The organism is Helicobacter cinaedi CCUG 18818 = ATCC BAA-847, assembly GCF_000155475.1.
Classification (GTDB): Bacteria; Campylobacterota; Campylobacteria; order Campylobacterales; family Helicobacteraceae; genus Helicobacter_C; species Helicobacter_C cinaedi.
Window position 1 is genome coordinate 114518 of the sequence record NZ_DS990391.1, and the last position, 25765, is coordinate 140282.

The 25765-nt window shown below is 39.2% G+C and carries 25 protein-coding genes and 1 pseudogene; 10 read left to right on the forward strand and 16 right to left on the reverse strand.

Annotated elements, in window-relative coordinates:
* The 5 genes from HCCG_RS00720 to accB all read right to left on the reverse strand — a co-directional run.
* A partial coding sequence (locus HCCG_RS00720; RefSeq protein ID WP_002955428.1) for a cache domain-containing protein occupies positions 1-869 on the reverse strand: 869 nt, incomplete at its 3' end.
* Positions 870-972: 103 nt separating this feature from the next.
* Positions 973-2154, reverse strand: a complete 1182-nt coding sequence (gene pseC, locus HCCG_RS00725; RefSeq protein ID WP_002955429.1) for a UDP-4-amino-4,6-dideoxy-N-acetyl-beta-L-altrosamine transaminase — start codon at positions 2152-2154, stop codon at positions 973-975.
* A gap of 11 nt (positions 2155-2165) precedes the next feature.
* The gene (locus HCCG_RS00730; protein WP_002955430.1) at positions 2166-2870 is read right to left on the reverse strand and encodes a flagellin N-terminal helical domain-containing protein; all 705 of its coding nucleotides are present in this window, start codon (positions 2868-2870) and stop codon (positions 2166-2168) included.
* A gap of 58 nt (positions 2871-2928) precedes the next feature.
* Positions 2929-4293 carry an acetyl-CoA carboxylase biotin carboxylase subunit gene (locus tag HCCG_RS00735; protein ID WP_002955431.1) on the reverse strand — a complete coding sequence of 455 codons (1365 nt, stop codon included), beginning with the start codon at positions 4291-4293 and terminating at the stop codon, positions 2929-2931.
* A 9-nt stretch (positions 4294-4302) separates the two neighbouring features.
* The gene (accB, locus tag HCCG_RS11855; RefSeq protein ID WP_002955432.1) at positions 4303-4767 is read right to left on the reverse strand and encodes an acetyl-CoA carboxylase biotin carboxyl carrier protein; all 465 of its coding nucleotides are present in this window, start codon (positions 4765-4767) and stop codon (positions 4303-4305) included.
* A 91-nt stretch (positions 4768-4858) separates the two neighbouring features.
* On the opposite strand from accB, the gene dcd reads away from it, so the two are divergent.
* Positions 4859-5425 carry a dCTP deaminase gene (gene dcd / locus HCCG_RS00745; RefSeq protein ID WP_002955433.1) on the forward strand — a complete coding sequence of 189 codons (567 nt, stop codon included), beginning with the start codon at positions 4859-4861 and terminating at the stop codon, positions 5423-5425.
* Between the two features lie 14 nt (positions 5426-5439).
* On the opposite strand, the gene HCCG_RS00750 is transcribed toward dcd, so the two are convergent.
* Positions 5440-6024 (reverse strand): phosphatase PAP2 family protein, encoded by a 585-nt coding sequence (locus HCCG_RS00750; protein WP_014667144.1) that lies wholly within the window; start codon positions 6022-6024, stop codon positions 5440-5442.
* Positions 6025-6154: 130 nt separating this feature from the next.
* Between HCCG_RS00750 and HCCG_RS00755 the strand changes: the two genes are divergently transcribed.
* The 5 genes from HCCG_RS00755 (at position 6155) to HCCG_RS00775 (ending at position 11795) form a co-directional block, all read left to right on the forward strand.
* A complete protein-coding gene (locus tag HCCG_RS00755) occupies positions 6155-7120 on the forward strand; it encodes a hypothetical protein (RefSeq protein WP_002955435.1) in 966 nt (321 codons plus the stop codon).
* A gap of 34 nt (positions 7121-7154) precedes the next feature.
* Complete coding sequence (gene fliK / locus HCCG_RS00760; protein ID WP_002955436.1) at positions 7155-8399, forward strand: flagellar hook-length control protein FliK; 1245 nt, start codon at positions 7155-7157, stop codon at positions 8397-8399.
* Between the two features lie 15 nt (positions 8400-8414).
* Positions 8415-9236, forward strand: coding sequence for a flagellar hook assembly protein FlgD (gene flgD, locus HCCG_RS00765; protein ID WP_002955437.1), 822 nt, complete (start codon positions 8415-8417; stop codon positions 9234-9236).
* Complete coding sequence (locus HCCG_RS00770) at positions 9233-11470, forward strand: flagellar hook-basal body complex protein (RefSeq protein WP_002955438.1); 2238 nt, start codon at positions 9233-9235, stop codon at positions 11468-11470. The genes flgD and HCCG_RS00770 overlap by 4 nt, the downstream gene beginning before the upstream one ends.
* A gap of 100 nt (positions 11471-11570) precedes the next feature.
* Positions 11571-11795 (forward strand): hypothetical protein, encoded by a 225-nt coding sequence (locus tag HCCG_RS00775; protein ID WP_002955439.1) that lies wholly within the window; start codon positions 11571-11573, stop codon positions 11793-11795.
* Here HCCG_RS00775 and HCCG_RS00780 read toward each other — a convergent pair.
* The 8 genes from HCCG_RS00780 to HCCG_RS11610 form a co-directional block, all read right to left on the reverse strand.
* Positions 11756-12193 (reverse strand): AAA family ATPase, encoded by a 438-nt coding sequence (locus HCCG_RS00780; RefSeq protein WP_002955440.1) that lies wholly within the window; start codon positions 12191-12193, stop codon positions 11756-11758. The genes HCCG_RS00775 and HCCG_RS00780 overlap by 40 nt on opposite strands.
* Before the next feature lie 115 nt (positions 12194-12308).
* Positions 12309-12506 (reverse strand): type II toxin-antitoxin system HicA family toxin, encoded by a 198-nt coding sequence (locus HCCG_RS00785; protein ID WP_002955441.1) that lies wholly within the window; start codon positions 12504-12506, stop codon positions 12309-12311.
* Positions 12496-12717: a type II toxin-antitoxin system HicB family antitoxin gene (locus HCCG_RS00790; RefSeq protein WP_014667149.1), complete on the reverse strand. Its 222-nt coding sequence runs from the start codon at positions 12715-12717 to the stop codon at positions 12496-12498. Before HCCG_RS00790 ends, HCCG_RS00785 begins: the two co-directional genes overlap by 11 nt.
* Before the next feature lie 43 nt (positions 12718-12760).
* Positions 12761-16096, reverse strand: coding sequence for an Eco57I restriction-modification methylase domain-containing protein (locus tag HCCG_RS00795; protein ID WP_002955443.1), 3336 nt, complete (start codon positions 16094-16096; stop codon positions 12761-12763).
* The gene (locus HCCG_RS00800) at positions 16086-16814 is read right to left on the reverse strand and encodes a hypothetical protein (protein WP_002955444.1); all 729 of its coding nucleotides are present in this window, start codon (positions 16812-16814) and stop codon (positions 16086-16088) included. The genes HCCG_RS00795 and HCCG_RS00800 overlap by 11 nt, the downstream gene beginning before the upstream one ends.
* 66 nt (positions 16815-16880) lie before the next feature.
* Positions 16881-19130, reverse strand: a complete 2250-nt coding sequence (locus HCCG_RS00805) for a phospholipase D-like domain-containing protein (protein ID WP_002955445.1) — start codon at positions 19128-19130, stop codon at positions 16881-16883.
* A 10-nt stretch (positions 19131-19140) separates the two neighbouring features.
* A complete protein-coding gene (locus HCCG_RS00810; RefSeq protein ID WP_014667153.1) occupies positions 19141-19608 on the reverse strand; it encodes a hypothetical protein in 468 nt (155 codons plus the stop codon).
* Between the two features lie 333 nt (positions 19609-19941).
* Complete coding sequence (locus HCCG_RS11610; protein ID WP_081445307.1) at positions 19942-20235, reverse strand: Fic family protein; 294 nt, start codon at positions 20233-20235, stop codon at positions 19942-19944.
* 159 nt (positions 20236-20394) lie between these two features.
* Between HCCG_RS11610 and HCCG_RS13000 the strand changes: the two are divergent.
* Positions 20395-20502: pseudogene (locus HCCG_RS13000) on the forward strand (SEL1-like repeat protein); the annotation flags it as partial.
* A 33-nt stretch (positions 20503-20535) separates the two neighbouring features.
* Positions 20536-20673, forward strand: coding sequence for an SEL1-like repeat protein (locus tag HCCG_RS12445; RefSeq protein ID WP_014667155.1), 138 nt, complete (start codon positions 20536-20538; stop codon positions 20671-20673).
* Between the two features lie 158 nt (positions 20674-20831).
* Here the strand turns inward: HCCG_RS12445 and HCCG_RS00820 are convergent, their stop codons facing one another.
* Positions 20832-21302, reverse strand: a complete 471-nt coding sequence (locus tag HCCG_RS00820) for a tRNA (cytidine(34)-2'-O)-methyltransferase (protein WP_002955451.1) — start codon at positions 21300-21302, stop codon at positions 20832-20834.
* Between the two features lie 159 nt (positions 21303-21461).
* On the opposite strand from HCCG_RS00820, the gene HCCG_RS00825 reads away from it, so the two are divergent.
* Together HCCG_RS00825 and galE are read left to right on the forward strand one after the other, a co-directional pair.
* A complete protein-coding gene (locus HCCG_RS00825) occupies positions 21462-22847 on the forward strand; it encodes an anaerobic C4-dicarboxylate transporter (RefSeq protein WP_002955453.1) in 1386 nt (461 codons plus the stop codon).
* Positions 22848-22902: 55 nt separating this feature from the next.
* Complete coding sequence (gene galE / locus HCCG_RS00830) at positions 22903-23940, forward strand: UDP-glucose 4-epimerase GalE (protein ID WP_002955454.1); 1038 nt, start codon at positions 22903-22905, stop codon at positions 23938-23940.
* Between the two features lie 66 nt (positions 23941-24006).
* On the opposite strand, the gene prpD is transcribed toward galE, so the two are convergent.
* Positions 24007-25461, reverse strand: a complete 1455-nt coding sequence (gene prpD / locus HCCG_RS00835; protein ID WP_002955455.1) for a 2-methylcitrate dehydratase — start codon at positions 25459-25461, stop codon at positions 24007-24009.
* Positions 25462-25765 lie beyond the last annotated feature (304 nt).

The following is a 25765-nucleotide window of genomic DNA, read 5'->3' on the forward strand; positions in this document are numbered from 1 at the left end:
TTAGCGATATGCTCAACATTTTGCTCAATACTCTTTGCCATCGCTCCAAATTCGTCTTTATTATGAAGCGGAGTAAGCTTAATTTCTTTGCTTTCACGATTAAGATACTTGAAAAACAACATCATATTATGCTGCAACACACCAATACTCTTTAGCAATGAACGATAAAACATAAACATCAAAGGCACAAAAATAACCACAAAACATACAGAAGCAATGATGAGAGCATTACTCAAAATAGAACGAATAATAGAAAGAATAGATGTTGAGCTATTTTGTGCGTATTGTTCAAAAGTATCAGCATATACACCTGTGGAAATCCAAATATTATCCGTATTTGGAATCATCGCTGCATAGGCAATCTTAGGAGCATTGCCAAGTGTGCCATCAGGCAAAGGTTTCGAAAAGACAAAATGCACAAATTTGCCCTTTGCACTTTGGCTTTTTGCCGTATCAAACAACTCCCGCACATAATACACACCATTGACATCTTTTGCTTCTGCTAGAGATTTACCAAGTAAATCTTTACGCGTAGGGTGAGCCACCGGCACATATTCCTTATAGGTAAAATAATAGCCCGATTTGTCATCTTCAAAACGAAAATCCTCAATAGCCTTGGCGATAACAGCAATTTGTTGCTTTTCATCAAGCCCTTTTATCAAAGCCCCAAGAGATTGTGCCACAGAATCTGTGGAAAGCTTAAGCTTTTGCTCAACTTCCTCTTGTATCAGATCGTGCAGTCGCTCTACACTCTGTTCTGCTATTTCTTTTTCACCAATAAAAACAAGTCCTACAAGCACAGCAAAACTTAAAAATGATCCAAAAATAAGAATAGAAATTTTATATTTAACTGAAAGATATGTAAACATTCTCGTCCTTTATGATTGAATGAGTATTTTTTCGGCGTTGGCAATTATATAAAAAAAAAAAAACGACATATCCTAAGAAAGTAAAATCAAAGTAAAGAGTAATTTATGTATGACTATCACATATTTGCGTTACAATCCTAGCTATACGCTCCACTTCTTTGAGACTTAAACCCTGATGACAAGGGATAGAAATCTCTGCGAGATAAAACTTTTCAGCATTTTCATATCGCACTTCGCCAAAAAGCCACCTGTATAAGCTAAATTGATAAATAGGCTTATAATGCACCTGCACACCCAAGCCCTGTTCCTGCATAGATTCAAAAATCTGCTCCTTTTTACACCACAAATGCGGATAAAGCAAAATAGGATATAAATGATGTGTGCTTTGTATGCTTTTTGGAATGGCAATTGTCCCAAAATGTGGATTGTTAGCAAAAAAATCATCATAAAATCCTGCGATTTTATGGCGAGATTCTATAAAAGATTCAAGTTTTTTGAGCTGACTTAGCCCAAGGGCAGCTCCTAGCTCACTCAAGCGAAAATTCATACCTGCCAATAAACAATCATAATTCCACAGCGTTCTTTTCTCCACGCCGTGTGAAAGCAAAAGCCTTGCGTAATGGGCCAACTCTTCATCATCAGTTACCAAAGCCCCACCCTCTGCGGTAGTAATAGGCTTTAAAGCGTGAAAGCTAAAAACACTTGCATTTGCCAAAGAGCCAATGGGCTTATTGTGGTAGCTTCCACCAAAAGCGTGGGAGCTATCCGCAAACAACAAAAGATTATGCTCCTTTGCAAGATTCTGCAAGACTTCATATTCCACACTTTTCCCCGCATAATCCACACTCACAATCGCCTTGATATACTCTCTTTTTGGGTGAGTGACCAGAATCTTAGCAAGGGCTTTTTCATCAATGTTGCCATCATCTTTCACATCGCAAAAAATGGGCGTGATACCCCAAACTAACATCATATTCGTCGTAGCCACAAAGCTTATAGGCGTAGTAACAAAATAAATCTCTTGTTGAACATCTGCCTGTCGTAGTGGATTTATCCGTGATTTAGCAATATGGGGGAAATATTTATAGATAAATGCTCCATAGAGCACATAAAGGGCTGAAGTAGCAGAGTTAAAAGCAATGGCGTATTTAGCATTTGCCCTTTGGCACAAAGCAGATTCAAATTCTTTGATAAGTTTGCCTTGTGTAAGGTGCGGAGAATGCAAGGCCAAATTTAAAGCCTTTACATCGCTCTCATCAATAAGTTGTGTGCTATAAGGTATCACTACAAACCAAACTACGCTAAAAGCTCTTGCACACGCTGATTGTTTAATTTATCCGTATCGTGTGAAACACGGAAAAGTGAGTCTAGCTTTCTTAAAAATGAGCCATCTGTCTCTTTTGCATCTTGCTTAGCGACTTTAACACCATCTTTTGCGTTTAGCTTCTCTGCGTCATTATCTGCTTGTTCTTTTAATGTGTCAATGGCATCTTTAATTTCACTTTGCTGCTCTTTTAAAATATCATAAAATTTCTTAGCGTCCGTATCAAGTAGCCCTACTTTTAGCTTTGGTGCGTTAAAAATCACATTGCCACTGCCATCTTTTATGTTTTTAGCAAAAACACTAGTGCCTTCAAAAGTCGCCTTTTTCAATACAGATTCTATATTTTTTTTCAAATCCTGCATTTGAGTGCGAATATCATCTTTCTCACCCTTGTCAAAAGTTTCTTTATCTTCATCTGCAAGTTCGGCAAATTTTTTCACATCAGATTCTATTGTTTTGAGTGATTTTTGTGCGACTTGTAAGCGTCCAATATCGCTGTTGGTGTTTTTAAGATTTTGAGCGAGTTGAGAGTCTTTTATGCCACTTACATCAACACTTTTTGCTTTGTCAGCTTTAGGAGAATCTTTTGGATCTTGGGCTTGTTTTGTCGCTTTTGACCCTTTTGATTTTAGCTCTTCTTGCTTTAATGTTTGGCTTGTGCTTGCGGTGATTTTCATTTTTGCTCCTTCACATATCTCTTAATACGCTATCTCTAAATATCTCTAGCACTCTGCTTTAGTCTATTTCAAGCATATTTTGTTCCAAATATTTTGTATGAATATTTGAAGCGTGGAAATCCTTATTTTTCATCATCTTAATATGGAATGGGATAGTCGTCTTAATACCTTCAATACAAAATTCTTTCAAAGCCCTGTGCATACGGATAATAGCCTTGTCTCTATCCTCACCCCACACAATGAGCTTACCGATCATAGAATCATAATGCATAGGCACGGTGTAGCCACCATAGGCGTGGGTATCAAGCCGCACATTTGCTCCACCCGGAGCCACCCATTTTGTAATCTTGCCCGGACAAGGATAAAACTTTTCAGGATCCTCTGCGGTGATTCTGCACTCAATAGAATGTCCCTTAAAAGTAATAGAATCTTGACTTGGAAGCTTCTGCCCCTCGGCTATGCGTATCATCCATTCTACCAAATCAAGTCCGCTTACCATCTCACTCACTGTGTGTTCAACCTGCAAACGCGTATTCATCTCCATAAAATAGAAATCCTCATAATTCGCATCTAGCAAAAATTCAAATGTCCCAGCCCCTACATATTTAATATATTGTGCGGCTTTTACAGCAGTATCTAGCAGTCTTTGACGCACTTCAGGCTTTAAAACCACAGCGGGAGATTCTTCTATGAGCTTTTGCTGTCGCCTTTGAGCAGAGCAATCACGCTCACCGATATGCAACACATTGCCGTGCTTATCAGCTAGAATCTGCACTTCAATATGTTTGGGATTGCGGATAAATTTCTCCATATAAATCGTGCCATCGCCAAAGGCACTTACTGCTTCAGATTCAGCTGCGAGATAAAGATTTTTAAGCATTTCAGGCTTTTCAACCACACGCATACCGCGTCCGCCACCACCCGCAGCAGCTTTCAAAATCACAGGATAGCCTATCTCATTTGCTATCTTTTCAGCCTCTTTATAGTCTTTTAATGCTCCATCGCTCCCTAAAATTACAGGCACACCTGCTTCTTTCATCACATCTTTTGCCTTAGATTTATCGCTCATAAGCACCATAACTTCAGCACTTGGTCCAATGAACTCTATATTATGATGAGAGCAAATCTCCACAAAATTTTGATTCTCACTCAAAAAGCCATAGCCGGGAAAAATCGCATCAACCTTAAGCAACTCCGCCGCACTCATAATCGCAGGAATATTGAGATAACTTTCACTTGACTTATCCCCGCCTACGCAGATTTTACCATCTGCCACATCAAGGTAATACGCGTCTTTATCGGCTGTTGAATAAATCGCAATAGCCTCTTTACCCATCTCTTGGATTGTTCTAATAGCACGGAGCGTAATCTCGCCACGATTAGCTATGAGAATTTTTTGAATCTTTTTTTGTTTTACACTCATTGCTTTGCCTTAGAGTTTTTCAACTTTAATAAGATTAGTGCTAAACTCCACAGGCTGTCCATCGCTCACTTCAATGGAAACAACCTTGCAGTCAAACTCCGCTTCAATCTCATTCATAATTTTCATTGCTTCAATAATCGCAACCGTCTGTCCTTTTTTAATTGTATCACCAACATCAACATAAGGAGCAGCACCCGGGCTTGGAGAGCGGTAAAATGTCCCAACCATTGGAGAGGTAATAAAATGTCCGCTTGTATCTTTTGGTGTGCTAGGTGTCGCAACAGGAGCAGATTCTGCTACTGGAGTTTGAGAGATAGCTGCAACAGGAGCTGGTGCAATGGCTGTAACCGCCCCACTCACACTAGCATTAGCCTTTTGGAGTTTTAGCTCAAAGCCCTCTTGTTTAATACTAAACTTCGCAATATCACTATTGTCAAACAGCTCCATAATCTTTTTGATTTCTTGTAGATTCATCTTGCACCTTTCTTGTCGTGAAATTTAAATCTGCTATAATAACACGATTTTTTTAAAGATACGCAAAATTTTGTAAAAAGTGAGGTGCAAAATGGGTTTAAAGTCTGATTTGTGGATTAAAGAGATGAGTAAAAAGGGTATGATTGAGCCATTTTGCGAAAAGCAAGTGGGGCAAAATATCGTAAGCTATGGGCTATCAAGCTATGGATATGACATTCGCGTGGGTAGTGAATTTATGATTTTTACAAATATCGGTGCGACTTTGGTTGATCCTAAAAGCTTTGATGAACGCAATGTTGTAGAAGTCGATACGAGTGAAAAGGGCTACTGCCTTGTGCCGCCAAACTCTTTTGCCCTTGCACGCACGATAGAATACTTTAGAATGCCACGCAATGTGCTTGCTATCTGTCTTGGCAAAAGCACTTATGCAAGGTGTGGGATAATTGTAAATGTTACGCCTTTTGAGCCAGAATTTGAGGGGCATATCACTATTGAGATTTCAAATACAACGCCACTTCCAGCAAAGATTTATGCCAATGAGGGCATAGCTCAAGTATTATTTTTAGAGGGCGATTCGCCTTGTGAGATAAGCTATAAAGATAAAAAAGGCAAATATCAAGGGCAAAAGGGTATTACACTACCTAAAGTTTTAAAATAAATTAAATGCAGATTCTAAAATCGCTTTATATACCCTATGTGATAGCTTTGTGTGCCATTTTCCGCATTACTCACCCAAGCGGTAAGCTGTGAATCTTTGCTCTGTTTGTTTGCCAAAAAGTATGAAAGAGAAAAGCCCAAAATCGCCCCAGCAATGACTTGTGTAGTGGTATGTCGCTCTGCATATACCCTACTTGCTCCAACTGAAGCTCCAATCAAACTTAATGGCACTCCCCACTTCCAGCCATAACGCTTTTGAGCAAATCCAGCCGCCGAAAAAGTAAATGAAGTATGTCCGCTTGGGAATCCATCAAAGCCTCCATTGTTTGGACGCTGTGAGATTCTAGCATTTGATTCATTTGAACGCGATACAATCACAAAGCCTTGCTTGATAGCGTGAGTGGTAAGGAAAGTCGCTCCAGCCCCTATGGCTTGCTCTTTCACACCTTGCATATCATCAATAGCACAGCTATATGCCATCATTGCAAAAGGCAGAATCTGCATTACATCGCCATATATCTTAAATCCACTCTTTTGGGCATACAAGCCCTTTTGCAGTCCTATACACAACATCAAAGTCATCAAATTTTTTTTATACAAAACACACTCCTTCAACTAAAAAAGTGTGCGATTATACGCTTTTTTCCATAAAAAACAGCAAAAATACACCACCATTTTAGGAATACATTTTGCTTAGTAGCTTACATAATTTTCTTGTAAGGAGTGCAGTATGTTAGATGCAATGCAAAATTCTATTTTAAATAAGCCCGATTCTATCTTGGATAAACGCCCAAACTCTCCATCAGCAGATGTCAATAAGTTGGAGAGCAAGTTTGAAGATATGTTTGCCAAACAGACTAAAGCCAAGACTCAAAAGGAAGCCAAAGATTCAAGTCAAGCCCAAGCCGTAGATGACAAGAATCCACTTAGCAAAGCCTTGCAAGGCAAAATGAATAAGACAGAGGGTAAAAATACAGCTCAAGCAGATTCAAAAAATGAGCTACTTGATAAGAATCTTTCATCACAACCGCAAAAAACACAAAGCCCAAGCACAAAACCTACAAGTCAAAAAGCTCAAACTCCAAGTGCAGTTCCTGCGTCTTTTGATTTTAAGGACACTGCGAGTGAAGATTCAAAAATCGGTTTGCAAGAAAAAATTGCCAAATCATCTAAAGAAAATAAACCAAAAGAGAGTAATCCCCTTGCAGAAGCCCTAAGCACACCTTTAAACACAGGCTCAACAAGCACAGCAAATAAAATTGCAGAAAGCAAAGATTCTAGCCTAGATTCAAAAGCAACAACTCCGCGTTTAGCCTCTATGCCAATGCCACAAACTAAAATCCCACAAGAAGAAACCCAAGCTCCAAAAACCCTAGCTGATGTGCAAAATCTCGCTCAAGCCAAGGGCTTAAACCCTAGCAAAATGAGCCTAGAAACACAAGGAGTAAATGCTCAATCTCTCGTGCAGGAAGCATTAGAGACACAAGCAAAGCCAAAAAGCATTCCAGCATCGACAAAAGAGAAAATCAACTACGAGTATGAAAATAATGTAGATAGAATCGCCATAGTCCAACGCGGAACCAAAAAGCCAAAAAACATCACAAGCAAAATCTCAAACGAGTATCCAACCAAAAAGGCTAATGATGAGGGCAAAGGCAGTGTATTTTCTCTAAAGGACGCACCCCAGCTGGGATAAACAAGATTTAAAAGAGCAAGATTCAAAGGAGAATATGCTCCAAAAAACCCTTAAGACAAAGGCTACGCCTTTAGTTGCTGGAGCTGAAGTGGGTAAGATTCTTAACTCAAAGCAAGATTCTATTGTAGAACAAGACGGAGAATCTTTACAAGCCCCGCAAGACAAAGGCAAAAAGCTCAAAAAGAATAAGGCGGAAAATGGCGAGATCATAAGCGAAGATTCTAAAAAAACAAAGGGTAAGGCGGTCAAAAACCCACAAAATAAAAATGTAGAAAAGCTAGAATCTAGTCCTACCCAAGCAGAATCTAAACAGATAGCCAATCAAACCAAGCAAACAGAGCAGTTTCAAGCCCAGCTTGTGGATTCAAAAAATGCAGAATTAAAAAGCTTTGAAGAGGCATTAAGACTTGATGAGATACCAAGTATTGAGGAGCTACAAAAGCAGACTCCAAAGTCGCAATCAAACGCTACTCAAAAGCCTAATGCCCTAGCCTCAAGCATAGCCGCTTTAGAATCTGAAGCCTTACAAAATAAATCTAAAAGTGGGGATAAAAAAAATAATGAGAAAAATCCCAAAAAAGACACACAAAGCAAAGGGGCTAAGAATACAGACTCAGAAAGCCTAGTGCAAACGAGTAAGGCACAAAACACACAGCTAGAAGAATCTCAATCGCCCCTTGAGCAAAGCCAGATTCAAGAAGAGGAAAAAAGCTTTGCGGAAATGCTTTTAGCAGGGGGCAAAAAGAAAACCAAAATAAAAGAAACTGAAGCAATGGAAGAAGGCAAGGGCAAAGCTCAATCTAAGCAAAGTGCGGAAGTTTTACACACAAAGGAAAATACTCGCACACAGATTCTCTACCGCTCTGCCTTAGCACGAGAGAGTGTAAGGAATTTCGCTCAAGCCCTGCGTGAAGAGGTGCTAAACTACAAGCCCCCTATCACAAAGCTATCCTTAGAGCTTAACCCGCAGAATCTTGGCACACTAGAGCTTACCATCACTAAAAAGGGCAAGGATTTACATATTCAAGTGGTGTCAAATGCCACAGCGGTTGGGTTATTTTTACAAAATCAAGTGGATTTTAGAAACAATCTCGCACAAGTGGGCTTTGAAAATGTGGATTTAAGCTTTAGCTCAAATGAGAATGGTGGCGGCAATAAGGGGCAAAATGGCGAAAACAGCACCCCACAAGAGCAACAGCAAGAAGGGAACAAAAATAGCTTAGAAGATTCACAAAATGAAATAAATGTAATGCATATTACACTGCCTAAATATGCCTAAAAAGGGAGCTTAATAATGGCGATTGACTTAGCAGAAGTAACAGGAAGTGCGGCAAAAATCGCAAAAGAGAAAGAAAAAGTCCGCAATATTAATGAGCTTGATAATGACGCTTTTATGCGACTTTTCTTAGAACAGCTCAAAAATCAAGACCCAACCGCACCAATGGAGACTGATAAGATTATCACGCAAACTGCCCAGCTCACGCAAGTGGAAATGCAAGAGCAAAATAAAAAGACAATGGTAGAAGTGGCAGAAGCGATGAAAAGCACACAAGAGACAAATAAGGAGCTAAAAGAGTTTCAAGCACAAATGAAAGAATCTTTAGAAGCACTCAATCTCGGTATGCAAGATTCAGCCAAATCAAATGTCACTACCGCACAGCTTAATGCACTAAATACCGTCTCAATGATTGGCAAGGTGGCTGAAACTGATGTCTTTGGCGTGAATGTCCAAAAAGGTAAGGCAGTGAAATTCTCAATCTATTTTGATCAAAAAATTGACACACAAAAGGGCGAACCCACCATTTATATTTTCAATAGCAACAATGAAATGGTCAAAAGCATTTCGCTTAAAGATAAAAATAACCAAAGCGGGTATTTGGAATTTACTTGGGATACGCTAGATAATAACGGCAAACAGGTAGATGATGGCACATATAATATTCGTGCAGAATACAATCTTGATGAAACAAGTAAGCAATATCACACCGCTCGTGTAGGACGCGGAGAGGTGCAAAGCATTATTTTTGATAAAGGCTCACCTATGCTAAGAATGGGCGATATGATTTTGCCCCTTGATAGTGCTATTGAGTTTTACAATAAGGATCACGGGCTATGAATAGCACTCTTATCAACTCTTACAGCGGGATTAAAACGCATCAATTTGGGCTAGATTCTATCTCAAATAATATTGCCAATGTCAATACCATTGGCTATAGAAGGAATATTCCGCAGTTTGAAAGCCTTTTTAGCACAAATATGGATTCTCTTAATGCCGATTCCCCTATTAATAACGATATGAACTATGGTGCGACAAAATCAAGTAATGCCATATCTACGCGTAGTGGAAGCTACAAGGCGAGTGATGGGGAGTTTAATGTAGCCTATGAGGGCAAGGGCTGGTTTGTCGTAGGGGAGCAGAAAAGCGGGAGCTTTGAAATCAAAGATGACGGCTATGAAAAAAAGCAAAAAAACTACTTCACACGCGATGGCTCATTTTTGCGTGATGGAGAGGGCTATATCGTCAATACAAGCGGATATTATATGTATGGTGTGGATTTAGGCAAGATTAAAGATGGAATCTACACTTCAAGCAAAAGTGAAGAGATTGATTTTGCAGCCCTTTCTTCTGGGAAGTTGCAACCTATGCAAGTCCCGCAGAATCTCTACTATCACCCTGTGCTGACTACAAAGCTTGATGTAAGTGCCAATCTTAATAAAAATGAAAACGCCACTTCTGTGTCATCATTTTTCAAAAACAAAGATGGTGAGTTTGATATTGAACGATTTATGGATACGGATATTAACGCCTTTGCCACCGATGATACGCCACTTAATGCCCCAAGCTACAATGAAGTCCGCCTTATCATAGATAAAGATGGCAAAAAAGAGACTTTAAATTTCAAATATGGCAATGGCGGGGCAGAATCTGGGGAATTTCGCACTTTTAATGATTTAAAAAATCTTTTGCGTGAGAAAGTGGGGTTAGATTTAGAAATCAGCAAAGGGGCTGATGGGAAAGTTGGCGAGAAAGTAAGCCTAGAGCTAAAAAATAATTCGTATAAGAATCTCAATTTAGAGCTTGGCGGAAGCCTATTTGAAAAGCTAGGATTCAAAGGAAAAAATGAAAACTTTAATAGCGGTGTGGGGACAAATTTTAACGCTAATAAAGCGTATGAAAAAAATGCTATTGTGCAGTATAAGGGCATCTCATTTATCCGCATGGGCGAACTTGGCAGTAGCGAAGATCCCTTTATAGATAAGGAAAATTGGAAGATTCTAGATAGCAGTGCGTTAAGCCAATGGAGTGATAATACCACCTACCTTGAAGGCGATGTGGTGCAAAGTGATGACAAAATCTATCGCCGTATTAATGCCGCTGGGAATAATCCACTCAATGAGGGGAATTGGGAAGAGCTAGGCAGTGTGGAATCTGCCCTGCCACCAAGCTATACCAAAGGCAGCACCTATCAAGTTGATGATGTGGTGAGTTATGAGGGCAAACTTTATCGCAAAATGGTGGATAGTGGCTCAAGCGATCCTAAGCTTGATAATATCGGTTGGCAGGAGATTAGAGGGGATAGCTTCTTCAGTGAGTTTATCCAAATGCCAAGCTACCAAACCAATGTAGAAATCTATGATGAAAGTGGCAAAAAATTCCTAGTCCAAAGCCATTATTTTATGGTGCAATCGGGCAATCCTGAATCCGAGCCGCCAATCAAGGAAAAATGGGAGGTGCGTTCAGCTGTGTTTGACCAGCACGGGGAGATTATGATAAGCCCCGATTATGTAACGCACAACATAGAATTTGATAGCGATGGGAAGCCAAGTGCCGAGCCTATTGAGCTAAATTTTGGCGATAAGAGCTTGACATATAATATCGCAGGGGCAAAGGATATGCAAAGCTCAAACTTTGTGTATAGAGATTCTGGCATTTTAGGAAAGGATCAAGATGGCAGGGCGGAAGGGCATTTGCGTGATGTAAGGATTGATAAAGATGGCATTATATTCCTTGCGTTTGATAATGGGGCGTATGAGCCTATGGGACGCGTGGGCATTGCGGCATTTGTCAATGATCAGGGCTTAAGGAAAGTAGGCGGGAATCTCTTTGAGATGACAGAAATGGTTGTAAATGGCGATGCAAGCACCATTAGCGGAAAGCCAATTTTAGGTTGGGAGGGGCTAAATCTCAAGTTTGGCTCGGTGCTGTATAAGCATTTGGAGACAAGTAATGTTGATGTGGGAAATGCCTTAACGGAGCTAATTGTTATGCAAAGAGGCTATTCTATGAATGCCAAAGCCTTTACCACAGGCGATGATTTAGTCAAAGAAGCCCTCAATCTTAAACGCTAAGATTCTATATTTTTGTGAATCTTAGAATAAATCTTGCCAAAATTTAAAATGTGTTTTTTTTGTATTGTGTGGGCTTTAGATTCTAATTGAAAGGGCAAAAATGAAAAATGCAATACAAAACATAGCAGTTGGAGTTGTAGCAATCTTATCGCTTACCTTGGCACTTAATGGTTGCAATGATGATAAAAAGACAGAACAGCAAAAGTTTCAGCCAGATTCTTACTATGAGAATAAAAGTGTGCAAGAGCTAGAATCTCTATGTGAAAGCAATGACTTCAAAGCGTGTCATAAAGCAGGGGTAAAACCTTTGTTCTCTGCAAAGTAAAAACCAAGCGATTCAGTGCCTGTTATTCTTATTTTCATACCCTCTTTTGCAAAAATATCTGCAAGAATGGCTGAATCTTCTATGAAATCTTTGGCATTAGTTATTTTATCAAGACAGATAAGTTTTATGCCTTTATCTCTCTCACAAATAAGCATATCATAAATATTATCCATCTTATCATTAGTTTCAATTTCATAAAAAGCGCATTTTAAAGAATTTTTATATTCATCGATAATTTGATTCATAATGGTAGTTTTACCTATCCTACGCAATCCATATAACACTACAATTTTGCCATTTTTTTCTTTGTTTGCATTAAAAAAATCTTTGATAATATCTACTGCGTATCGTTTGTTTTTATTAGATTCATTTATTTGGTTAATGTTTTGTTGAATCATTTATTTTTTGTCTTTGGGATTTTGATTGAATCTAATCCGTAGATGGCATAGACTAGCGAGTCGATTTGGGATTGAAGTTTGGCGGTGTTTGCGGTGGAATCTTGCGCTTTTTTGGCTAATCCTCCAAAATCTCAAATAATGCTTTGATAATCTTTGGGTGTAATGTTTTCCCGCTGTGGTGTGGCAAAACCATTCGTTTGGAGTCTTTTTTGTAAATTTTATGGCTTCCTTTTTGCCTATCCACCACAAAGCCATTTTGTAGTAGCAAAGATTCCGCTTCTTTTGCGGTGAGTTTGGGGAGTTTATCGCCCAAGTGCCACCTCGATAGGCGTTATCATCGCTTCTTTTGCGACAATGTGCCGAATCTCATCTGCCCCCAAACTCTCCAAATATAGCTCGATGGCTTCTTTGATATTTGTCCTAGCTTCCTCGAAACTTGCCCCCTCGCTTACGCAACCTTTTAGCTCTGGCACAAAAGCAAAGTAGCCGTTTTCGTCCTTTTCTATCACTGCGTTTATTAGCATTTTTGTCCTTTTTTGCGAAAATTTTGCGAATTGTAGCATATTATTAGTTTTCAATGATTTGGATTTCGCTTGAATCTAGTCCGTAGAGTTTATAAACCAAATCGTTGATTTGAGATTCTAAGTCATTTATTATCTTGTCATTTTGAAGCTTTTTTCTCTTGTCATATTGAGCCATAGGCGAAATATCTCTTTTAGATTCTATGTTTTTAGATACTTCGCTATGCTCAGTATGACAAGATTTAATGACTAAAATTGTATCGACAAGATTCACAAGCTCATCAACTAAATTTTGGTTTTCTTTTGTGATTTTTGGGATAGGAAATCTTTCTAGATATTGATTAGAAAGCAAAAAGCCTTTATCACTATACAAATGCCCGATTTGTTTAAAATACCAAAATATAGTTTTTGAATTTAATAACCCAAAAAGATAATATAACTCTTGCTTTGAATCGCTTGTCAAAAAAGCCATAGAATCTAAAAGATAAAAATCTTTTTCTAAAATAAAACTCGGCTCTTGCGTAACCCTTTGCCACGAAATTTTAAGTTTCTCAAAGTCCTCCAAATACGCACAATTTCGCAAATTATAAGGCGTTTTGCCCTTGTCGGCTCGTTTTTCTAGCTTTGGATAAAAGCTATCTAAATGCTTTTTCAAGGCTGGATAATCGTTTATGTCAATGGCTGGTATTTGCTCGCCATTTTGCGAAGTGTAGCCGTTGTGCGTGCCGATGAGCCACAAGTTCGCCCATTCATAGCTGTATCTTTTTATGTCTCGTCCGCGTAAAATCGGCTTGATGAGTTGCTCTGTGCGTTCTCGCTCTGTCAAACCCACCCCCAAACCCCCTCCGCAAGGGAGGGGGCTTTTTATGCTATTATCACAGGAATCTAAAATCGCCTCTTTTGTCGCTGTGTCTATGATAAAGGCTTCGTTATAGCCTGTTAAAACGCCACGATAAATAGCTATGTCCCATTCTTTCAAAGGTGTGCCGACTTGCTCTATCTTTTGTTTGAGTGCGAGTGTAGGCGAATCTACAAAGATAAATGCCTCGCTATTAAGGCTATCTTGAGGGATTTGGCTGTAACTTAGGGTAGATAAGTCTTTTTGTGTAGGCGTAGCATAAGCAATCATATTATCCTTTTGTCTCTCTTTGCAAATTTGCAATATACACGAATCTACGGTTGCATTCTCAAAGACTTTTACGCCATTAAAATCCACATATTTTTGGATAGTTATGCCTAGTAAAAACTCTCTTAGATTCTTGCCATACCCCGCACGGCAGAATTTATTAGAAGTGATGAAAATAAGATTGCCTTTGGGGAATAGCAGCATAGCACCTTTGGCAAAGAAATAAGTGTAAATATCTGCTGTGCTACACGAAAAGGCATAATCTTTGCCTAAAAAATTTATGTTTTTATAGGATTGGGTTATTGCTTGTTTGTTTGGGATAGATTCTTGCCTTATGTAAGGCGGATTGCCAATAACAATATCAAAAGATTCCACGCCAAACATATACGCACTATCGAAAAACTGCGCTATATCGTTGGGATTAAATGGATTCCATTTAGTGAGTGGCGTCTCGCCTTGTGCTTCAAAAAATAAATCTTTTGCGATTTTGTCTATCGTGGCTTTGTATTTTGATTGTAGGGCGATTTTGTCGTGGCTAGTAAATGTTTCTGCGCGTATTTGTTGTAATTCTATCAAGCCTTTTTCATAAATATCACTGCCAAGTCGTCTGCCACGCGAATCTTGCAATGAAGTCTGCAAAGGCAAAAGCGAATTTGCAGAGATGAATTTAAACTCCAAATTTGGCAGGGGCTTAATATCGCTAGGATTTTCATCGATGATAAGGGAGAGAAAGCAACGCAAACGCGCGATTTCGGTAGCCATAGGCTGAATATCTATGCCATAAATGCACTCTTGCAAAATCTCTAATTTGCGTGTATAAAGGGGGCGTGTGTCGTCTAAATCGCTTTGAATGCGGATAATCTCATTCAAAATCCCCATAGGAAATGCGCCCGAACCACAAGCTGGGTCTAGGATTTTTAGGGTGGCTAATTCTTGTAGGATAGTCTTTTGGGTGTGGATTGCTTCGGTTGCTTCGCTCCCTCGTAATGATGAATCAAACACAAGAGATTCTAAAAATTGTGAATCGACTTTGCCTTTTAGTTTGGTTTGTAAATGCAATAAAATCGCGCTACGCACCATATAGCGCACGATTTCGCGTGGCGTGTAGTAGCTCCCTGTGGCTTTACGCAAAGAATTTTTATCTAACTTTTCTAATTTATTATCCGTAAAAAGTTGAGATAGTAGGCTCTCAAAAATCTGCCCCAAAAGCTCGGGGTCTAGGGCGACTTCCACCGCGCTCTCATCTGCCTCATCGATAGTGAAATGATAGCGATTAAGCGTGGCAAAAAGTTCGCTAAAAAGGTCGTTTGAAATATGTAGTGAATTGATATGCGCATTTGGATTTTGCAAATCAAAAAAGTCATTGTCCTGTGGGCTAAATAATCCACCATTTAGGTAAGGAATCGCGTGTAAAAGGCTAATGATTTGCTCGGGCAAAAATCCATAATTTCTAGATTCGCGAGGTGTGTTTAGCGTGGTAAAAAAGAGTGGCTCTAACACTTCGTGGTAGTAATTTTGGCTTAAATGTGTATCCCAAATCGCAGAATCTACAATGCTCTTTTTCTCCAAAAATTTACAAAATAAAATGCGTGAAAATAGGCGCAGGACAAAATCTCTCTTGGTTTGCTCATCGCTTGTGTTTGGTAATGTGATGGATTCTACAAAGTGTGCAAAATGAGCGAAAATTTCGGTGTAGAATGCTTTATTTAGGCTTGAAATGCTTAACGCCTCCAAAATCTCGCTGTAATAAATATCTACTTCTTTTGGTTTGATTTTGGCGATTTGGTCTAAATTTTTGCAGTGAGCGTGGCTTGGGCTGGCTAAATTTATGTCTTTTATAAGTGTGATTTTTTCTAAAACATCTTTTGTGCTTGTGATTTTATTGTCTCGGCGCGTGGCAAAGGCGATAGATAAATGCGTGGAGCTTACAAAAAAGATAATGTTATAACTTGTGATTGCTTTATTTATCGCATAGGTGGCGTGTATCAAATCCGCCCTTTTGTGTGAATGTGTGGAAACAAGGCTAAATGCTAGATTGCTATGTCCGCTTTTAGAGCTTTCTAACTTATCATCGTTTTTTGCATTAGAATAAAAAATAATCGCATTTGCAAAATCAAAAATTTCATTTTGCAGATTCGCTATATTCTCGTTGCTTGCTTCGTCTTTATGTATTGGAAATAACAAATCTAATAAATCTTTAAATGATTTGCTTTGGGATTGGAGATTGTGTAGGGTGATTTTAATGTTATCGTGCATTGCTTTGTCCTTGTAATGTGGTAAAGTTTGGGTTTATAAGTAGCCACGCTATTAGCTTAAATGGCTTTGGTTTTGGCGTTTTAGGGAAAAGTCCGCCATCTCGCAAAGCATTTTGAGAAATTTGCTTTTGCGTTGAATCAATTTGGGCATTTAGTTGATTAGTTAAATTGGCAAAAATGTGCTTTAACACGCTAATGTCTCTGTAATCTTTGGTAAGCGATTTAAGGTGCGTGAAGTCCTCTTGGGACTTTTGGGTGATATTTTTTAGTGTGATGATTTTGGATAGATTGGCGTATTTGTCATTTTCGCTCACGCTTGGGAGCAATGTAGCGCGTGAAATATCATAAATGCACGGATAAAGCGCGGATTTATCGCGTGAATCTATGTCAGCTAAAAGGGCAAAAAGGAGGTTTTGAGATACTTCGCTATGATTAGTATGACAAATTCTTGCAATCGAAAAAATGCCATCTAACAAATTGCTAGGCGGTGGCGCGGTAAAATCAAAGAGATTTGAGAGATTGACAAAGGCGTTGCTTTCTGGCTCTAATGCGATAAATTCGCTCTCCATTGCTTTTAGTTGCTTTTGTCGCAATTCTTTGTGTGCGCTGTATTTTTCTTGTTGTGGGGAAAATGGATTTTCTAGCGCAGTGGCGGTGTTTGCCGCTTCTAGCTTGTAGCGCAATTTTGCCTCTAAATCGATATATTTTTCTAACTCCATAGGGAAAAAATGCCGAATGCGATTTAGCTTGTGCTTTGAGCCGATACGCCAAATGCGCCCGATTCGCTAAATCGCACGCACGGGATTAAAGGCAATGTCCCAATTTAGCAAATTCGCGCAATCTTGCAGATTTTGCCCCTCGCTTAGACAATCTGTGGCGACTAAAATGTCGATTTCGCGCTCGCCATCTTTTAGCTCATAATGCAAGGATTTTGGCGAAAATAGCTTTTTAAAATCGCTAAAATCTTTTGTGCTTGTGTTGCCTGTGATAGATTCTATGACAAACTCGCTAAATGTCGCTTGTAATGCGGATTTTAACGCCTCTGCTGTGATGATACTCTCTGTAAAAATGATGAGTTTTTCGCGCTTTATGTCGCAAGAATCTATGAGATTTTTTAGGGCTAAAAATTTCTCACTTTTGGGAAAATCACGCTTTGAATTGTATGAATCTAACTTTGATTTTATGTGCTGTAATTTATCCAAATCGCCTTTTATGTCGCTATAAAATTCATCGCTTAAATCGCTAGTGTAGTTTGAATCTCCAATGCTTTGCAATCGCTGTGGAAATGCGCTAGATTCATCAAAATCATCGCTAGATTCGCTAAAATTGCCACTCAAAAATCTCGTGTGGTAGCTAATGATTTTATCCAAAATGCTACTAAACGCATCGACACTAGATTCTAATGCTTTGATAAGCGACATACATAAAAATCCGCGTGGCGTGGAGTAATCGCCCAAATTTGCAAGTTTGTCGCTTTTTAACAACTCGATAATTTCACGGGGCAAATACCGCTCACTATAAGGGTCATAAATGCAAAACGATAAGCTATTTTTGCTTGGATTTACGCCCAAAATTTCTAGCAGTGAATCTATGCTAAAATCTATGTGTGCGGGGATTGATGAGCGTGGCTCTGAAGTTATATCCTTTGTAGGCAGGGATTTGCCTTGCGCTTTTAGAAAACTCTCTATTTCTTGTGCGGAGCGCGAAAAGATAAGATTGCAAAGTTTGTAATAATCAGGTGGCAGAATAATCTCGCTAGATTGACTAGAATCTTGTGCATTTTTGGTGGTTTTGTTTGTTTGCTCACATATTTTTATTGGGTCTAAATCCTTTTTGTTTATGGTGATATGGGATTTATTTAGGCTAAGCTGACGGGCTAAATCTAAGTAGCTATTGTTTATCGGCGTGGCAGAGAGTAGCAAGATATGGGATTTTTCACCTAATCTCTCTTTGAATCTGCGATATGTGGCGTTGTCATTGCGAAAACTATGCGACTCATCGATAATCACTAAATCCGCATTTTGCAAAAACCCGCTTTTTTTGTCTTTGTGTATCGCTTCATCGTAGCTGTAAAATGTAATATTTTGATTTTGGATAAAAACATCTTGCGAATCGTATTTATAACTCTCCCATTGTGCTTTTAGCTTGGCTGGAGAAATAATTGCGATTCGCTTATAGAGCGTGGCAAGGGCTAATGCGCTCAAAGTCTTGCCACTGCCTACGGGGTCTGCAAGCAAGGCTACGCCATAAGTTTTTAGCCGTTTTAGGCATTCTTGTGTGGCACTTTTTTGGAAATCATAGAGTTCGTAAGCTTTCGCACCTAGCTCTAAATCGCGCATTTCATTTGCGGATAAATCCTGCGTCTCATCTTTGAAATACGGCGTGATTTTATCGATAATGTCTTTTGGGCTGTGATAAAAATAGCTTGTATTAAGCAAATTTAGCACTTCTTGCGTAGAATCCATGCAGGTATTTAAGAGATTATCAAAGTAGATTTTGCACTCTTTTGTTGTTTCTTTGGAATCACAGAGCAAATTTAGCTCTTTGTTTGAGCTATCACCATAAAGCCCCAAACCACTTGCGGTTAGATTTGAGCTGCCGATGATGGCGTTTTGCTCGATTTTAGGATTGGCGCAATCGTGGAGAAAATACATTTTTGAATGGATAAGCGTGGAGCGTGGCGAAGTGTAAATTTTGGTATTTGCGTGGTGGGCGATAAAATCATAGGCGATTTTAGTCGCAGAAATCTCATCTAACTGATTTTGGATAATGTCTAGCTCATAGTTTGCTATCCCATCGCCGTGGCGCAAATAAAAGGCAATGCTAGAATCATTTGTGCTAGGCGAATCTTTGCCTAAAATTATCGTAAGTGAGTTTAGCTTGTGGTGAAATCGCGCTATTTCTTGCAATGCTTTGGCATTGAAAAATCCGCTAATCACGCACAAATCGACTTTTGCATTATACGAATCTATGAGATTTGATAGGCGATTTATGAGGGTGTTTGGAGGCTCGTTTGTGATGAGTTGGGAGGTCATAATATTTCTTTTAAAGTGATGAGTTCATCATAACTTCAGGTCTATCAAGCACTTTTTCCATTTCTTGCATTGCTATTCTAGCTTCGATTCTCTCGCTTATGAGGTCTTTTAAAGTCAAACGCCCATCAGATTTCACATAATATTCATAGATGCCATCAATACTATCATTAAATAAAGCAATCTTATCCTTTGGTATAGCTTCAATGAATAGTTTTTTACCTACCATTTCGCTAAAAATCGAATGTGTCTCAAAATAATATTCTACATCAACACCATTTTCCATTCCCAAATATTTAACTCTCAAATAATCAGCAGCTTCTTTTGATATTTCAAAGTCGTGTTGTGCTGCATTTATTGAGCCATAAAACTCCATATATAAGCAATCTTCAGGATGATTTAATTCGCCGCGATGATATGCCTTTAAGGCTTCAATATCTTTTTGCACATATAGTGGCAGAGCTCTTTCATTGAGTTGCATTGTATTTTCTCCTATAATTTGTATATTTATACCACAATATCGCTTAAAAATTAAACTAATTGTGTGGATTTTTAGATTCATCTACTAGGTCTGCGTAGTTTATCAATATCTATTTCATCATTCTTTTCAAAAATATTGTTTGGCAAAGGTTTCAATGATAGATTCCTATTAAATATTAGCTTTTCAAAAAAAACTTTATATATAACTAACATCAAAACCAATGTGATTGAAATCTTCCGTAATCGTATCATAAGAATTTAGCACAAGTGCATTTCTAAAATATTTAGAGTTTTCTTTGAAAATATCATTATTTGCTTGTTTAAGATTCATACTTTATAGCATCATTATTGTAAATACTGCTGTTGTGCGTGTATTGCCCTCTACAAATGGGTGTGTTTGCCAAATATCAGTTACAAATTCACTGATACACTCAATCAAATCATTGCGATTTGGTTTAGGATTTTGCTTTATGTAGTCTTTGTAATCCATAAACGATGATTTTAGATTTTCTGTAATGTGTTCGCTTAATGAATATCTTACACTATCTCCGCATAATATAGGTTCTTTTTTGCTAATATTATATGTCCTAAATTTACCGACATATTTGTCTAAATTGTGTGTAAAGATTCCTTTAAAAAGTTTTCTTAGGACACAATCAGTTAAGCTATTTGAAAAATCGTGTAATGGTGGCTATGGAATGGGCTGTATCTATTTGGGAGATGCCTATGAAAATGGCAAAGTGTAGAGCAGAATACACAAAAAACCATATATCTTTATAATAAAGCCATAGAGCTTGGTGAAAGTGAAGGGTATTATTGGCTTGGATACTTATATACAAGGGGCAAATTAGTAAAGCAAGACTATGTCAAAGCATTTGAATACTATCAACAAGGCTGTGAGCAAGAAGACAATATTTCGTGTTTGCAAATGGGTTATGCTTATTGTGATGGAGAAGGTGTGCGTCAAGACTTTGCAAAGGCAAAAGAGCTTTATGGTAAAGCTTGTGATTTAGGTAATCAGTTTGGCTGTGATGATTACAAAAAACTGCAACAAAAGGGCTATTAGAATCTAGCTTTGCGTAAGCGTGTGAAAGTGTGAAAGCGTAGATTCTAGCTTACATTTTGCTTGTGGTAGAGCTACTCCGCAAGTTGTGGCAGTCTATCCGCACTCAAATCTTTGCTTGGCAAAAAGGGGCTTACAAAACGCTTTTTCTGTTGTTTGTTTTAATGCTCCCACTGCTTGTAGCTCCCAAGCTGACGCAATCCCTCATACAGAGCTGCACCCACACTTGTGGCGAGATTCACACTTCTAATGCCTTTTACCATAGGTAGCCTATACGCCCTAGCAGATTCTGCCAAGCTAGAATCTAGTCCCCTATCCTCTCGCCCAAAATACAAAAATCCCCCTTGTGAAAAATCCGCCTGATAATACAGCTTTTTTGCCTTTGTGCTAAAGAAAAAATGTCGCTCATTTATGGGGTGCTTCTCCCAAAACTCCTTTAGATTCTGCCATTCATACACTTGCAGATTCTGCCAATAATCAAGCCCTGCACGTTTAAGCTCCTTTTGCTCCACGCTAAAGCCTAAGGGGTGGATTAAATGCAAAATAGAATCTGTGGCTACGCATAGCCGCCCAATATTACCCGTATTTTGTGGAATCTGCGGCTCAACAAGCACGATATGAAAAGTATCCATTCTCTTAACCTTTTAAACAATCATTCAAAACAAAAGCCACACTTTAACACACTAAGCATAATAAAAACACCCAAATACATTGCCTTTAAGCTATCTGTGTGCGATTTTAGATACAATCGCAGAGCTTTTTAGCATATTTTTCATTCTAGGAGGGCTTTTATGGATTTTCTCACAAATCTTAATGAAGGTTGGCAGTTTGGCATTCAGCTCTTTGTCGTGCTTGTGTGTCTTTTTTATGGGGCAAGAAAGGGCGGTATTGCTCTTGGGGTTTTAGGTGGGATTGGGCTTTTAGTCCTTGCTTTTGGATTCAATGTCGCTCCGGGCAAACCTGCGGTTTCTGTAATGCTTACAATCTTGGCTGTTGTTGTGGCAAGTGCAACACTTCAGGCAAGTGGGGGGCTAGATGTAATGCTACAAATTGCAGAGCGTGTACTAAGAAAAAATCCAAAATTTTTGACGATTTTAGCACCTTTTGTTACTTGCTTCCTTACAATTCTATGCGGGACAGGACATGTTGTTTATACAATGATGCCAATTATATATGACATTGCGATTAAAAACAATATCCGCCCAGAGCGTCCTATGGCAGCAGCTTCAATCAGCTCACAGATGGGTATTATCGCTTCGCCTGTGTCTGTTGCGGTGGTGAGCCTTACAGCATTGCTCTTAGAAGCAGATCATAAACTCGCAGGATTTGATGGCTATATCAACCTGCTGCAAATCACTATTCCTAGCACACTTTTTGGTGTTTTGTGTATTGGAATATTCTCGTGGTTTAGGGGCAAAGATTTAGATAAAGATGAAGTTTTCCAAGAGAAAATCAAAGATCCAGAGTTTAAAAAATATGTCTATGGAGATTCTAAAACACTTCTAGGTGTTAAGCTTCCTTTCAAAGATTGGTTTGCTATGTGGATTTTCCTAGGTGCAATCGTTGTTGTAGCTGTGCTTGGAGCATTCCCCGAGTTGCGTCCGCAATTTGAAGTAAAAGGTGCGATGAAGCCTATGGGTATGGTAGATGTGATTCAAGTATTTATGCTTTTGGCTGGTTCTGCATTGCTCATTTTTACAAATGTAGATGCAGGTAAGATTGGTAAGAATGAGATTTTCAGATCAGGTATGATAGCCCTTGTGGCGGTGTTTGGAATCTCGTGGATGGCAGATACAATGTTTGCGGTGCATACGCCTATGATGAAAGAAGCTTTGGGCGATATTGTGAAAGCACAGCCTTGGACTTATGCGATTATGCTACTTTTAATTTCAAAATTTGTAAATTCTCAAGCAGCGGCTATTGCGGCATTTGTGCCTTTAGCTCTTGGTATTGGCGTAGAACCCGGAATTATCGTAGCATTTGCAGCAGCGTGCTATGGCTATTACATTTTGCCAACTTACCCAAGCGACTTGGCAACAATTCAGTTTGACAGAAGTGGCACAACACATATTGGACGATTTGTTATCAACCACAGCTTCATCTTGCCGGGCTTAATCGGTGTATTTAGCTCGTGTGTAGCTGGATATGCTTTAGCAAAAATTGCAGGGTATATTTAATAAGTGCGTAATAGAATCTCGCTTTTGAGATTCTATTACTTAATAAAGGATTATTATGGCGTATCTTCTACTCACTGGTGCGAGTGGCTACATCGGCTCACATACTGCTTATGCGTTTTTAAAAAATACAGATTACAACCTTGTCATTGTTGATGATTTAAGCACAGGTTTTATAGAGAATATTACCTATTTGCAGGAATGTTTTAGGGATAGGCTCACTTTCATTCAAAGCAATATTAATGACTTACAGGCAATGCGAACTCTACTTCTTAAATATCAGTTTGAAGCTATCATTCATTTTGCCGCATCGCTGATTGTGGGTGAATCTGTGCTTAAGCCATTACAATACTATATAAACAACACAATCAACACAACAAATCTTATCAATCTTTGTGTGGAATGCAATGTCAATAACTTTATCTTTAGCTCCACAGCTGCTGTGTATGGGGAGCCAGATGTATCGCTTATCCCCATTGATGAAGATGCCCCGCTTTTACCCATTAATCCCTATGGGGCTTCAAAGATGATGAGTGAGCGGGTTTTAAGCGATACTGCAAAAGTGATTGAAAATTTTAACTATGTGGCGTTGCGGTATTTTAATGTCGCTGGGGCGAGTATGGATAACACGCAAGAGCTGCTCTCACAACACAAGGGCTTAGGGCAAAGAAGCAAAAATGCTACACATCTTATCAAAGTCGCGTGTGAATGTGCGTGTGGGAAGCGGGAGAGTATGGGGATTTTTGGCACGGATTATCCTACAAAAGATGGCACTTGCATTCGCGATTATATCCATATTGATGACTTGGCAAATGCTCATCTTGAAGCGTTAAAATATTTGCAACAGACAGAGCAATCAAATGTCTTTAATGTCGGCTACTCTCAAGGGTATAGCGTTAAGGAAGTTATAGAGATTGTCAAAGAAGTGAGTGGGGTGGATTTTAAAGTCATTGCAGAATCTAGGCGAGAGGGCGACCCCATTGAGCTTAGTGCGAAAAATGAAAAGATTCTCTCCCTCACACATTGGCGACCAAAATATAATGATTTAAAAGGTATCATCACAAGTGCGTATCAGTGGGAAAAGGCATTGTCCTAATCCCACTTTGTAAAAAAGCAGATTCTAAAAATAAAATCTGCTTACTTCTCCTAGCTAGTTTAGCTCCTACAACGCAAATAAATCACTAAATTCATTAAACGCCATAGATTCTAGCTTGGCTTGATTTTCACACACTGCCTTAATCTGCTCGCATTTTTTAGGGCTAAGTTTTAGGGCGATATTGCGTTTAAATTTGCTCACTAATACAGGGATACCCTCACTTCTTCGGCGTTTATGCCCAATAGGATACTCCACTTCCACCTTTTTACTCTTGCTACCATCTTTGTAGAAAATCTGCACCGCATTAGCGATTGATCGTTTATCCGCCTCCAAATACTCACGCGTATAGCGACCATCGACTTCTACTACCATTTTATTACGCAAGGCGTCAATGCGTTCATCACTCGCCACAGAATCTTCATAATCTTCTGCGGTCAATCGTCCAAACACAAGCGGCACAGCCACCATATACTGAATGCAGTGATCCCTATCAGCAGGGTTTGCAAGCTCGCCGACTTTGTTGATGATTCTATGTCCAGATTCTTGCGTGGTAATCACAATTTTTTCAATAGAATCTAATTTGTCTTTTACTTCATTATGCAGTTTCAACGCACATTCTACGGCAGTTTGCGCGTGGAACTCCGCTGGGAAGCTGATTTTAAACAGCACATTTTCCATTACATAGCTGCCAAATTCTTGCGGGATAGTGAGCTTTTTACCTCGCATTTTCACATCTTCAAATCCCCAGAATTCCGCACTTAACGCACTTGGATAGCCCATTTCTCCACTTATTGCTTTCAAGGCTAGATTTACACCCCTTGAGCTTGCATCCCCTGCTGCCCAGCTTTTGCGTGAGCCTGTATTTGGTGCGTGGCGATATGTCCGCAACGCCCCGCCATCAATGAAAGCGTGGCTTACTGCGTTTCGCACTTCTTCAAAGCTCCCACCAAGCATAGCACACGCCACCGCAGTAGAAGCGATTCTAACAAGCAGCACGTGGTCTAGCCCTACTTTGTTAAAGCAGTTTTCTAACGCTAGCACTCCTTGAATCTCGTGAGCTTTAATCATCGCACTTAGCACATCTTTGACTTTTAAAGGCTCTTTACCTTCAGCAATATTTTTGCGGCTTAGATAGTCAGCTACTGCCCAAATCGCCCCTAGATTATCGCTTGGGTGTCCCCATTCAGCTGCTAACCAAGTGTCATTAAAATCAAGCCACCTAACCATAGCCCCCACATTAAACGCCGCTCGCTCTGGTTCTAGCTGATAGCTAGTCCCCGGGATCTTTGCTCCTAAAGGGCGAAACTCTGCCCCTTCTACAACAGGTCCTAAAAGCTTGGTGCAAGCTGGAAAGTTTAATGCCAAAAGTCCGCAACCTATGGTATCCATAAGGCAGTATCTCGCCGTCTCATAAGCTAAGGGAGAGTTAATCTTATACTCCAACGCATAACGCGCAATTTTTGTTAGCAACTCATCAAACTCCGGTCGTTTGGTATCCAATGTTCCCATATCGGCACTCATTGTGTTCTCCTTGTAGTAAAATAGAAAATTCACCCTTGTCTATCCATTTATAAGATATAAGGATTTTTAAAGTGGATTGCCATTCTTAAGAACTTCCACCTTAAAAATCCCTAAAACTCACAAAATAACAAGCAATGGCTAGAGTTTGTGTTTTTATAAAATTCTAGAATCTAGATTCTAGATTCACCGCCATTGATAGTCTGCTTAAAGGGCTATGCAATAAGATAAACCGCTCTCTAAGCAGTGAGATTCAAACCGCCCTAAGCGGCGAGATTTTTGAGCTAAAAAGCTAACGCGCCCACAC

What these genes read in the sequence shown, in the direction of transcription:
- HCCG_RS00795 (WP_002955443.1), bottom strand. Translation starts at nt 16,096, where the DNA reads ATGCACGATAACATTAAAATCACCCTACACAATCTCCAATCCCAAAGC.
- fliK (WP_002955436.1), top strand. Translation starts at nt 7,155, where the DNA reads ATGCTCCAAAAAACCCTTAAGACAAAGGCTACGCCTTTAGTTGCTGGA.
- accB (WP_002955432.1), bottom strand. Translation starts at nt 4,767, where the DNA reads ATGAATCTACAAGAAATCAAAAAGATTATGGAGCTGTTTGACAATAGT.
- HCCG_RS00735 (WP_002955431.1), bottom strand. Translation starts at nt 4,293, where the DNA reads ATGAGTGTAAAACAAAAAAAGATTCAAAAAATTCTCATAGCTAATCGT.
- dcd (WP_002955433.1), top strand. Translation starts at nt 4,859, where the DNA reads ATGGGTTTAAAGTCTGATTTGTGGATTAAAGAGATGAGTAAAAAGGGT.
- HCCG_RS00780 (WP_002955440.1), bottom strand. Translation starts at nt 12,193, where the DNA reads ATGATTCAACAAAACATTAACCAAATAAATGAATCTAATAAAAACAAA.
- flgD (WP_002955437.1), top strand. Translation starts at nt 8,415, where the DNA reads ATGGCGATTGACTTAGCAGAAGTAACAGGAAGTGCGGCAAAAATCGCA.
- HCCG_RS00770 (WP_002955438.1), top strand. Translation starts at nt 9,233, where the DNA reads ATGAATAGCACTCTTATCAACTCTTACAGCGGGATTAAAACGCATCAA.
- HCCG_RS00800 (WP_002955444.1), bottom strand. Translation starts at nt 16,814, where the DNA reads ATGGAGTTAGAAAAATATATCGATTTAGAGGCAAAATTGCGCTACAAG.
- HCCG_RS00805 (WP_002955445.1), bottom strand. Translation starts at nt 19,130, where the DNA reads ATGACCTCCCAACTCATCACAAACGAGCCTCCAAACACCCTCATAAAT.
- HCCG_RS12445 (WP_014667155.1), top strand. Translation starts at nt 20,536, where the DNA reads ATGGGTTATGCTTATTGTGATGGAGAAGGTGTGCGTCAAGACTTTGCA.
- HCCG_RS00730 (WP_002955430.1), bottom strand. Translation starts at nt 2,870, where the DNA reads ATGAAAATCACCGCAAGCACAAGCCAAACATTAAAGCAAGAAGAGCTA.
- prpD (WP_002955455.1), bottom strand. Translation starts at nt 25,461, where the DNA reads ATGAGTGCCGATATGGGAACATTGGATACCAAACGACCGGAGTTTGAT.
- HCCG_RS00755 (WP_002955435.1), top strand. Translation starts at nt 6,155, where the DNA reads ATGTTAGATGCAATGCAAAATTCTATTTTAAATAAGCCCGATTCTATC.
- HCCG_RS00790 (WP_014667149.1), bottom strand. Translation starts at nt 12,717, where the DNA reads ATGCTAATAAACGCAGTGATAGAAAAGGACGAAAACGGCTACTTTGCT.
- galE (WP_002955454.1), top strand. Translation starts at nt 22,903, where the DNA reads ATGGCGTATCTTCTACTCACTGGTGCGAGTGGCTACATCGGCTCACAT.
- HCCG_RS00810 (WP_014667153.1), bottom strand. Translation starts at nt 19,608, where the DNA reads ATGCAACTCAATGAAAGAGCTCTGCCACTATATGTGCAAAAAGATATT.
- HCCG_RS00825 (WP_002955453.1), top strand. Translation starts at nt 21,462, where the DNA reads ATGGATTTTCTCACAAATCTTAATGAAGGTTGGCAGTTTGGCATTCAG.
- HCCG_RS00775 (WP_002955439.1), top strand. Translation starts at nt 11,571, where the DNA reads ATGAAAAATGCAATACAAAACATAGCAGTTGGAGTTGTAGCAATCTTA.
- HCCG_RS00820 (WP_002955451.1), bottom strand. Translation starts at nt 21,302, where the DNA reads ATGGATACTTTTCATATCGTGCTTGTTGAGCCGCAGATTCCACAAAAT.